9 protein-coding genes are annotated in these 10,669 nt (G+C 61.5%); 1 reads left to right on the top strand and 8 read right to left on the bottom strand.

Annotated features, from left to right (window positions below; translation table 11 throughout):
* Window positions 1-89 precede the first annotated feature (89 nt).
* The 6 genes from ABE456_RS27150 to ABE456_RS27125 all read right to left on the bottom strand — a co-directional run bounded on the left by ABE456_RS27150 (window position 90) and on the right by ABE456_RS27125 (window position 6,196).
* Window positions 90-1,370, bottom strand: a complete 1,281-nt coding sequence (locus tag ABE456_RS27150; RefSeq protein WP_346646675.1) for a TRAP transporter large permease — start codon at window positions 1,368-1,370, stop codon at window positions 90-92.
* Window positions 1,371-1,898 (bottom strand): TRAP transporter small permease, encoded by a 528-nt coding sequence (locus tag ABE456_RS27145; protein ID WP_346646674.1) that lies wholly within the window; start codon window positions 1,896-1,898, stop codon window positions 1,371-1,373. It lies immediately after the preceding gene.
* A gap of 64 nt (window positions 1,899-1,962) precedes the next feature.
* Entirely contained in the window at window positions 1,963-2,934 is a 972-nt protein-coding gene (locus ABE456_RS27140) for a TRAP transporter substrate-binding protein (RefSeq protein WP_346646673.1), read from the bottom strand.
* 64 nt (window positions 2,935-2,998) lie between these two features.
* Window positions 2,999-3,880 (bottom strand): SMP-30/gluconolactonase/LRE family protein, encoded by an 882-nt coding sequence (locus ABE456_RS27135; protein ID WP_346646672.1) that lies wholly within the window; start codon window positions 3,878-3,880, stop codon window positions 2,999-3,001.
* A gap of 21 nt (window positions 3,881-3,901) precedes the next feature.
* On the bottom strand, window positions 3,902-4,708 hold the full coding sequence (locus tag ABE456_RS27130) for an NAD(P)-dependent oxidoreductase (protein WP_346646671.1): 807 nt from the start codon (window positions 4,706-4,708) through the stop codon (window positions 3,902-3,904).
* 249 nt (window positions 4,709-4,957) lie between these two features.
* A complete protein-coding gene (locus ABE456_RS27125; protein WP_346646670.1) occupies window positions 4,958-6,196 on the bottom strand; it encodes an OprD family porin in 1,239 nt (412 codons plus the stop codon).
* 1,016 nt (window positions 6,197-7,212) lie between these two features.
* Between ABE456_RS27125 and ABE456_RS27120 the strand changes: the two genes are divergently transcribed.
* A complete protein-coding gene (locus tag ABE456_RS27120; protein ID WP_346646669.1) occupies window positions 7,213-7,452 on the top strand; it encodes a type II toxin-antitoxin system RelB/DinJ family antitoxin in 240 nt (79 codons plus the stop codon).
* A gap of 670 nt (window positions 7,453-8,122) precedes the next feature.
* Here the strand turns inward: ABE456_RS27120 and ABE456_RS27115 are convergent.
* Both ABE456_RS27115 and ABE456_RS27110 read right to left on the bottom strand, forming a co-directional pair.
* A complete protein-coding gene (locus tag ABE456_RS27115) occupies window positions 8,123-8,659 on the bottom strand; it encodes a Bro-N domain-containing protein (RefSeq protein ID WP_346646668.1) in 537 nt (178 codons plus the stop codon).
* A gap of 202 nt (window positions 8,660-8,861) precedes the next feature.
* Window positions 8,862-10,112, bottom strand: coding sequence for a ribonucleotide-diphosphate reductase subunit beta (locus tag ABE456_RS27110; protein WP_346646667.1), 1,251 nt, complete (start codon window positions 10,110-10,112; stop codon window positions 8,862-8,864).
* Between the last annotated feature and the right edge of the window lie 557 nt (window positions 10,113-10,669).

Genomic DNA, 10,669 nt, shown 5'->3' with positions numbered 1-10,669 from the left:
GCACTATCAGCAGCAACGCCGAAATCCTGGGGGCCGCTTTGCGGCCCGATCGCGACACAAGGCCGCTCCTACAGGGATTGGAAATGCAGTTACAGCACCACGCTAGGCAGCCACAGCGAGATGGCCGGAATGTAGGTCACCGCCATCAGCACCAGGAACAGCGCCAGGTAGAACGGCAGCAACGCCTTCACCGTCGATTCGATACTCACCTTGCCAATCGCCGAGCCGACGAACAACACCGCCCCCACTGGCGGGGTGATCAGCCCGATCCCCAGGTTCACCAGCATGATCATGCCGAAGTGCACCGGGTCCACGCCGATACCGGTAATCACCGGCAACAGGATCGGCGTAAGGATCAAAATCAGCGGCGCCATGTCCATCACAGTGCCCAGCAGCAACAGCATGAAGTTGATGCACATCAGGATCACATAGCGGTTGTCCGACAGGGTCAGGAACGCCGTGGTGATCTTCGACGGGATCTGCATCAGCGTCATCACGTAGCCAAAGCTGGCAGCAAAGCCGATCAGGATCATCACGATCGAGATGGTGCGCACCGTGCGGTGCATCAGCTTGGGCAGGTCGCGCCACTTGTAGTCGCGGTAGATGAACATGGTCACGAAGAACGACCACACCACCGCCACAGCCGCCGATTCGGTCGCGGTGAACACACCCGAGAGGATGCCGCCCAAAATGATGACCATGGCCATCAGGCCCCACAGCGCTTCACCGGCGATCTTCAGCGCCTGGCGCAGCGGGATCACTTCGCCCTTGGGGTAATTGCGCTTCTTGGCGAACAACAGGCACAGGCCCATCATCACCGCGCTCAGCAGCAGGCCGGGCATCACACCGGCCATGAACAGCGAGGCAATGGATACCGTGCCGCCGGCCGCCAGCGAGTACAGCACCGAATTGTGGCTGGGCGGGGTCAGCAATGCCTGCACCGAGCCACTGACAGTCACGGCGGTGGAGAACTCGCGTGGGTAGCCCTTGCGCTCCATCTCCGGGATCAGTACTGAGCCCACCGATGCGGTATCGGCCACCGACGAGCCGGAAATCGCGCCGAAGAAGGTCGAGGCCATGATGTTGACCAGCGACAGCCCGCCACGCACGAAGCCCACCAGCACCCCGGCAAACGCCACCAGCCGGCGTGACATGCCACCCTCGGCCATGATCGCCCCGGCCAGCACGAAGAACGGAATGGCCAGCAGCGAGAACTTGTTAACCCCACTGGCCACCTGGATCATCATCGCCTGCAACGGGATGTCGATCCACCAGGCGCCAATCAGTGCCGACAGCCCCAGGGCGTAGGCCACCGGCATGCCCAGCAGGATGAGTGCAATGAAACTGCCCAACAGAATGAACGCATCCATTTATGCCGCTCCTTCGTTTTCTTCCAGCTGGTCGAAGCGCACCACCTTGCGGTGGCTCTGGTCGCCCAGCAGGAGTTTTTCCAGCACAAAGACCAGGGTCAGCACGCCACCGACCGGGATCGGCGCATAGGTCATGCCCACCCGCACACCCGGCAAGGAGGCCAGAAACTGGTTCCAGGTGGTGATGCACAGCTTGCTGCCGTAGTAGGTCATGAACACGCACACCAGGATCATCAGCACCTGTACCAGCAGCGCCACCAGCTGGCGCTGCAGTGGCGGCAGGCGGTCGGTGATCATAGCCACCGCCATGTGCGCCCCGGCCCGGTAGCTGGCTGCGGCGCCGACAAAGGTGAACACCACCATCAGCAGGATGGCCACAGGCTCCGGCCAGCTGGCGCCGGTGCCGAGCACGTAGCGGGCGAAAATGCCCCAGGGGATGATCAGCGACATGGTCAGGATCGACAGGCCGGCGACCCAGATACAGGCGCGGTACAGCGTGTCGTTGGCACGCAGAATGGAGTTTTTCATCGGCATCACCAAAGCGGCAGGGCGGCGAGCGCCGCACTGCCGAGCTCGTTCGGGAAGGGTGCGGTTACTGGACGGCGTCGATACGCTTCATCAGGTCGGCGTACGGCGCGCCGTATTTTTCGCGGACCGAAGCGGTGGCGTCGTAGAACGGCTTCTTGTCGACGGTGATGAACTCGACACCAGCGGCCTTGAGCTTCTCTTCGCTGGCGGCGGACTTGGCGTCCCACAGCGCGCGTTCTTCCATCTGCGCTTCACGCGCTACATTCTTCACCAGCACCTGCTGCTCGGGGGTGAGCTTGTTCCAGGTGGTCTTGGACATCACCACAGGCTCCGGCAGGATCAGGTGACCGGTCAGGGTGTAGTACTTGGCGCTCTGGAAGTGGTTGTGCTCAAGCAACGTCGGCGGGTTGTTTTCGGCCCCATCGATCACGCCAGTCTGCAGGGCGCTGAAGATTTCCCCGGTGTCCATGGCGATGCCGTTGCCACCCATGGCGTTCATCATGTCGATGAACAGCGGGTTGCCCTGCACGCGAATCTTCATGCCCTTGAGGTCTTCCAGGCTGCGTACCGGCTTTTTGGTGTAGATGCTGCGCGAGCCACCGTCCATCCAGGCCAGGGCCACCAGGTTGAAGTCAGAGTTGGTGATCTTGTCGAGGATCTCCTGGCCGATTTCGCCGTCGATGATCTTGCGCATGTGCTCATGGTCGCGGAACACGAACGGCATATTGAACACGTTCACATCCGGCACTACCGGGCCGACTATCCCCAGGCTGACGCGGGTCATCTGCACGGCACCGATCTGCGCCTGTTCGATCACTTCCTTTTCCGAACCCAGCACGCCGCCGGCGAACATCTTGAAGGTGATGTCGCCATTGCTGGCCTGTTCCAGCTTTTTACCCATGTTCTGTTCGGCGACCACGGTCGGGTAGCCGGCCGGGTGGATTTCGGCGAACTTGATGTCCAGCGCCGAGGCGGGCATGGCCAGGCTGCAGGCGAAGGGGAGTACGGCAAGAAGCAGCTTGCGTTTGAACGTCATGATGAAACTCCGTGTTTTTTATTATCCGGTTTCGGGCGTGCAAGTGTGGCTGTGGCAGTGAGGCTCAGCCCCGGTAGGCAGGCTCCTCCAGGCCTTGGGTGCCAGGGTTGAGGGCAAAGACCCCGCCAGCCAGCGGCTGGTCGCTGAGGTCGATGCCCGCGGGGCGGATCGAGGTGACGTACAGGGTGTCGAGTTTGGCGCCGCCAAAGGCGCACATCGCCGGCTTTTTCACCGGCACGCTGAGCGAGCGGTCGAGGCGGCCGTCGGGGGTGAAGCGGTGGATCTGCCCGGCGTCATTGCCGCAGATCCAGTAACAGCCGTCCTGGTCGATGGCGGCGCCGTCGGGGCGGCCGGGGTAGCCGCGCATGTCGACGAACAGCCGCTGGTTGCGCGGCGTGCCGCTGTCGGTGTCGTAGTCGAAGGCCCAGACCTTCTGTACGTTGGGGTGCGAGTCGGACAGGTACATGCGCTTGCCGTCGGGGCTGAAGGCCAGGCCATTGGGCACGATCATGCCGTGCTGCTGCAGGTGCAGCTGGCCTTCGCCGTCATGCCGGTACAACGCGCCCACATGGGCGCCTTGTTGCATGTCCAGCAGCATGGTGCCGGCCCAGAAGCGGCCCTGGCGGTCGCAGCGGCCATCGTTGAAGCGCATGCCAGCCTGGGCGTGCTGCACGCTGCTGAGCAGGCGGCTATCCAGGCTGCCGTCGGCCTTGGCCTGGATCTGGAAGATGCCGCTTTCCATACCGGCCACCCAGCCGTCGCCACTGCGGGCGATACAGGCGAGCATCTCGTCGCCCTGCCAGACCTGGTGCGTGCCATCGGCCGCCTGCCAGCGGTGCAGTTGGCGTGCGGGAATATCCACCCAGTACAGGGCCTGTTCGCTAGGGTGCCACACGGGGCTTTCGCCGGTGCCGTTGCGGGCGTCGACGATCAGTTCGCAGTTCATGGCCGTGCCTCCTGGCGTGGGTCAGTTGAACGGGCCGGCCACGGCAAAGGCGCCGCCCTGATAGACCATGCTCGGGTCATCGGCGGCGGGCGCCGGCTGGGCTTCCACGGCCTCGCGGAAGGGTTCGGAGCAGTCCTTGGGTACATAGCCCAGGTGCTCGGCATGGCGGTTGTCCCACCACACGGTGCGGTTGTTGGAGGCGCCGTAGACGATGGTGTGGCCAACGTCGGGGGTGAACAGCCCGCGCTCGATCAGTTGCACCAGGTCGTCATAGCTCAGCCAGGTGCAGAGCATGCGCGGGTTCTGTGGTTGCGGGAACGACGAGCCGATGCGGATGCTGACGGTCTCGATGCCGTAGCGGTCGAAGTAGAAGCTGGCGACATCCTCGCCGTAGCACTTGGACAGCCCGTAGTAGCTGTCGGGGCGACGTGGGGAGTGGGCGTCGATGCGTTTATCCTGGCGGTAGAAACCGATGGTGTGGTTGGAGCTGGCGAAGATGATGCGCTTTACCCCGTGCTTGCGCGCCGCCTCGTAGACGTGGAACACGCCGCAGATGTTGGGGCCGAGGATGTCTTCGAAGGAATGTTCGGTGGACACGCCGCCGAAGTGGATGATGGCGTCGACGCCTTCGACCAGGGCATGCACCGCCGCTTTATCGGCCAGGTCGCAGGTGATGACCTCTTCATGCGGGCCAGCGGCAGGTGCCATAGGGCTGATGTCGGAAAGGCGCAGGACCTCGGCGTAGCCTTGCAGGCGTTCGCGAAGGACCTTGCCCAGGCCGCCTGCGGCTCCGGTGAGCAGCAGGCGATTGAGGGGAGTAGTGGTCATGGCCGGCTCTTGTTGTTAGTTGTTGTAGGTTGTCGTATGACTTCGGTGATTATTGGCGGTGGTCTGGTGGTTGTCAATGAGGCATGCACAGCCCTCTGTGGGTTACGCGTTCTGTTGTGGGAGCGGCCTTGTGTCGCGAAAGGGGCACGCAGCGCCCCTAAAACTCTAAAGCCTGCACCATTGCTGGGGCTGCTACGCAGCCCTTTCGCGACACAAGGCCGCCCCCACAGGGATCGCGTTCGCCCTTGGTTACAGCAGCGATAACGGATAGTTGAAAATCAACCGGTTCTCATCGAACTCGTTGTTGCTGTAATCCCGACGAATCGAAGAGTTACGCCACTTCACACTCAAGTCCTTGAACGCCCCGCTCTGGATCACATAGGCAAGCTCCGTCTCACGCACCCATTCCTTGCCATCGGTCACCACCCCGCTGTGTACGTCTTGCCCGCTGATATAGCGGTTCATCAAGGTCAGCCCCGGTACCCCGACGGTGACGAAGTTGAAGTCATGGCGCACCTGCCACGAGCGCTCGTTGGCATTGTCGAAGCTGGAGTTGTAGCTGTCGTTGGCCAGTGTCCCGCCGCTGGTGCCGTTGACCCGCATCCAGGTATCGCCATCGACCTTCTGCAGCCCGACCCAGAAGGTGTTGCCACCGTACTTGGCCGAGAACATCCCCGAGTAGGTCTTGTTGTCCAGCTCGCCGGCGCGTTTGGAGCCGTCGTCATCGCCATGGAAGTAGCCCAGGTTGGCGCCCAGGGTCCAGTCACCCACCGGCTGGCTGTGGCTCAGTTGCAGGTACTGCTGCTGGTACACGTCCTTCAACTCGGCATTCCACAGCCCGACCAACGTGCGGTCCTGGTTGAACTTGTACTCGCCGCCGACAAAGTTGAAGCGGTCCGACACCCCACCGCCGTAGCTCATGTCTTCCATGCTGGCGTCGTTGCGCGGGCTGTTGCCGCGGAACTGCCCGCCATACAAGGTCAGCCCGGCAATCTCGTTGGAAGTGACCTGCCCGCCACGGAACGTCTGTGGCAGCGAGCGCCCGTCGTCCGAACGCAGAATCGGCAGCACCGGCATCCACTCGCCGATCTTCAGCTCGGTTTTGGAAATCCGCGCCTTGCCCGCCACCGCCAGGCGCCCATAGTCATCCGCCGGCTTGCCATCGTCATGACGCGGCAGCAATGCCGTGCCATAGGTACCGCCACCGCCATCGAGCTTGACCGACCACAGCCCCAGCACATCCACGCCGAAGCCCACCGGCCCCTCGGTGAACCCCGAGCGGGCATCGAGGATGAAGCTTTGCGTCCATTCCTCGGCCTTGCTCTGCGGGTTGCTCGGGTTGGTGAAGTTGCGGTTGATGTAGAAGTTGCGCAGGCCGAGGGTGGCCTTGCTGTCCTCGACAAAACCCGCCGCCAGGCTGGTGCCCGGCAGGCCGGCGATAACCCCGGCGCCAAGCAGGGCGAAGGGCAGGGTGTGGCAGATTTTCATTATTGTTGTGCTCCCGAAGGGTATGGCAGCCCGTCCACCGGGCACGCACAAGCGGCCTGCGGCAGGGGCGGGTAGGTAACGGGCCGGTCAGGGCCTGGGGTAAGAACGCAGTATCCGGGCGCTAGGTACTCGAGGGGGTACGCCAGCATGCCGTTGGAAGAGGGGTATGCAACAGACGTGGGTGCAGCGGGATGGGTGTCGACATGGGTTCGTCCACTGATTGTTGTTTTTGTTATGTGTTGTCGTACAACTGTGGGCGATTATTAGCAAGGGAGAGAGGGGCTGTCAACGCATAATGGCCTAATGATTACAGGTTACATACCTGTAAATTAACGCGTAGCGGCTCTATCGCGCACTCTATAAAGAGATACGATGACGACTGCTTTGCAGGCAGACCAGATACATGATTTACAAATCAAGCCGACCCGGCAGTGGACCCCACCGCTCCCTTGCGCTATCTTCAAATCAGGCCTCGCCCTCGACCACGTAGACTGGCATGTCCAGTCCCGGCATCCTCGTTGGTGCCGTACCCCCCTTGTCGGCGTGGGCGAGGCCCCTTTATTTACGGAGTGCCTGACTGGATGAGATCGAGCGCTCCCTGGCCCCACGGGGTGTCCACGCAAGGTGGGCCGAGGCGATAAGCCGAAGCAGTTTCCGGACCTGTTTTACCAACATCGATCAAAGCGCCCATGGCGCTTTTTTCGTTTCAGGCCCTGGCGGATGCTTGCCGGTACTGCCACACAACCCCCCATGCCACACGATCCCATGTGGGAGCGGCCTTGCGTCGCGAAAGGGCCGCACAGCGGCCCCGGCAATGGCACAGGCGGTAGAAATTTGCGGCCGCTACGACAGCCTTTAACGACCGATCCTGCGCCCCGGCGAGGCCGCCCTCACAGCGACTCACGCCAACTGCTCAAAAGAAATTGAAACATCGATCACTTTCGAAAGGCAGAACTACCCGTGCAAAATCCACCCGCGTGATGAAATAACAAACGCCTTCACCCGAGTGCTGACACATGGCTTCCATCAACATCCGCATTGTTGACGATCTCATGGCCCGTGCCTACAAAGAGCTAGAGCGCCTCGGCGTAACCCCCTCCGAACTCATGCACCATGCCCTGCAATATGTAGCAGAGCAGGGCAAGCTGCCCTTTGAGCTAGCCCAGATAGCCGAGGAGGATGAAGACCTTATCGCGACTGTAAAAGAGCGGCTCACTTCCCCGCAGCGCATGAAAATGACGCTGGATGACCTATAACCTCGACTCCTGTGAGAGCGAGCGTGCGCGCGAAGAATCCGACTCGGTGTATAGGCCAGCAATGCCGGTGTTCGCGGGTAACCCCTGATGCCAGTCAGTCATATAAATTGGGGCCGCTTTGCGGCCCATCGCTGGCAAGCCAGCCCTTACAGATACTGCACATGGCTTGAGGCCGATGCGGTCGAGGTGGGAGCCTTGCCGGCGATGAGCTGCAAAGCAGCCCTGGCTACCTGTTCTTGCAGGCTAACTCAGACACTCCAGCAGGCTCAGATCCCCTGTGGGAGATTCTATGGTTTCTGGCAATGGCATCAGGGTTGTCAGATGCTCGCCACGGCATCTTCAGCGCCTGTGAGATCGAGCGCCGCCCGCGCGGCGCATCGCGAGCAAGCTCGCTCCTACATTTGTTCCGGGCCAATCAAACCCGTGGGATTTGTGCGCGAACGCTTTGGCGCATTGCTCGATATCGCGTCGTACGAACAAGGCGGTCGCGCGCGCTGGTACAGGCGTAACTGGCCCGAAACAAATGTAGGAGCGAGCTTGCTCGCGATGCGCCGCGCGGGCGGCGCTCGGTCTCACAGGCGCTGCATACCTTGTGGCCAACACCTGTCAGCCCTGATGCGATCCCTGCGGGTTCACCCGCGAAGAGGCCAGCACAGACAAAATCCACCCGCTAAACCCCATGCATCCGCAACGCCCGCTGCGCACACTCCCGCCAACTCAACCTGCGCTTCTCCACCGGCTCCTGCTGGTCCACCTCCCCAGCCAGCACCACCGGCATATCCCGCATCTTCACCCACGGCTCACTCTGCCAATACAACAACGTCGCCGTCCGCCCCCCAGGCCAGCACATCTGCCCCAGCCGCGGCGCATCCTCAACCCCGTCTGCCTGCCCATCACGCAGTACCGCCACCACCTCATGCGTCAGCCACCAGCGCAAATAGCGGTTCTCCGGTACATGGTGATGCGCCAACAAGGTATAGGCCCCGGACTCGCTGACCATGGTGGTTTCCTGGTACTTGCCATAGCGCAGCAGCGGCACCGTGCGGTACTGGTCCGGGTCGAGCTTGCGCATGCAGTGTTCGTCGAAGAAGTGGCCGCTCAGCCGGCCGAGTTCGTGGGCGCAGAACCAGGCTTGGGATTCGAGCCAGAGCGTGTGAAGAGGGCGGTTGTGGCGGGTGAAGAGGGTCGGTGTATTGAGACTGTCCATGTTTGGCCATCCTGATGTTGGAGAGCCGTTGCTAACGGGAACGGGGTTCCGCTGCGTGAGCGTTCTTAAGCGCCATGAAACGTTATCGCGACGCCTTCAAAGTGACAATCGCGAAGCTTGTAGGATGCTTCCTGTTCTGCCATTCCCGCGCCAATAAAAAAGGCTGCCATTCGGCAGCCTTCTCGATGCTCAGCCCGGACAATCAGTCCCAGCTCAGTGCACCACCAGTCTGATACTCAATCACACGCGTCTCAAAGAAGTTCTTCTCTTTCTTCAAGTCCATGATCTCGCTCATCCATGGGAACGGGTTGGTAGTCCCTGGGTACTCTTCCTTCAAACCAATCTGGGTCAGGCGACGGTTGGCGATGAACTTGAGGTAGTCCTCCATCATCGCTGCGTTCATGCCCAGCACGCCGCGTGGCATGGTGTCACGGGCGTATTCGATCTCCAGCTGGGTCCCTTGCAGGATCATCTGGGTCGCTTCTTCCTTCATCGCCGCGTCCCACAGGTGCGGGTTCTCGATCTTGATCTGGTTGATCACGTCGATACCGAAGTTCAGGTGCATCGACTCGTCACGCAGGATGTACTGGAACTGCTCGGCCACGCCGGTCATCTTGTTGCGGCGGCCCATCGACAGGATCTGGGTGAAGCCGCAGTAGAAGAAGATGCCTTCCAGTACGCAGTAGTAGGCGATCAGGTTGCGCAGCAGCTCTTTGTCGGTTTCGACGGTACCGGTGTTGAATTCCGGGTCGGAGATGGCGCGGGTGTACTTCAGGCCCCAGGCTGCCTTCTTAGCCACCGACGGGATCTCGTGGTACATGTTGAAGATCTCGCCTTCATCCATGCCCAGCGACTCGATGCAGTACTGGTAGGCGTGGGTGTGGATCGCCTCTTCGAAGGCCTGGCGCAGGATGTACTGGCGGCACTCCGGGTTGGTGATCAGGCGGTACACGGCCAGGGCCAGGTTGTTGGCAACCAGCGAGTCGGCGGTGGAGAAGAAGCCGAGGTTGCGCATGACGATGCGGCGCTCGTCTTCGGTCAGGCCGTCCATGCTCTTCCACAGGGCGATGTCGGCGGTCATGTTGACCTCTTGCGGCATCCAGTGGTTGGCGCAGCCGTCCAGGTACTTCTGCCAGGCCCAGTCGTACTTGAACGGTACCAGCTGGTTGAGGTCGGCGCGGCAGTTGATCATGCGCTTTTCGTCAACGGCGACGCGGGCCGAGGAGCCTTCCAGCTCGGCCAGGCCTTCGGCAACGTCGAGGGCGTCGAGGGCAGCCTTGGCACGCTTGACGGCTTCGGAGTCAGAAGCGGTGGCCGCACGGGCTTCCAGGGCGGCGGCACCACCGGCGCTGTCGAGCTTGTCGAGGGTGGCGGCGGCAGCGGCCTGCGCAGGGGTGTTGCCTTTGGCGGCTACTTCGCCGTCTTCTTTGTCGAATTCGTCCCAGCTCAGCATGGTTTGGCTCCTGCTTGAGGGTCGCCCTGGGGCAACCGGTTGGATTTTAAGAATGTGATGCCTGACGCAAGGCCGTTACGGCGAATGGACAGCTCGAGAGGCTGACTCTCGTTTACATCTGAATGTGTTCTGGCTTGTACCTGGCCAGGCCTCGCTGAGGGGCCAGGACAATAGAATGGTGCTCTTTTCAGAGGGGGCGAAGTATATAGGATTTCGCCTTGGATCGGGGCGCGTCTCTTGCGGGCGAGGGTAACTTTTTCGACCGGAATTGCGTGCGTCCGTTCACCGGGTTTGTGTCGTTTGCTATGGGGAGGGAGTGTAGCGGCAAAAAGCGGATGGCACTACATGTTGTGGCTTTTTATTTTCAAAACACATCATGTTGGGTTGGCGCGATTTTTGTGGGAGCGGCCTTGTGTCGCGATGGGGGGCGAAGCGCCCCCAGAATTGCAGCTTCGCAGCATGAGTCGCCGGGGCCGCTTCGCGGCCCCCAAACGCCCCACAACCCCGCCCCCCAACAACCACTTATATGCGTGGGGTATTGAAAGGTTTGACGATAT

It is taken from the genome of Pseudomonas sp. TWI929 (assembly GCF_039673335.1).
Taxonomy (GTDB): Bacteria; Pseudomonadota; Gammaproteobacteria; order Pseudomonadales; family Pseudomonadaceae; genus Aquipseudomonas.
The sequence above is the reverse complement of the archived record's forward strand: the minus strand, read 5'-3'. Positions and strand labels throughout refer to the sequence as shown.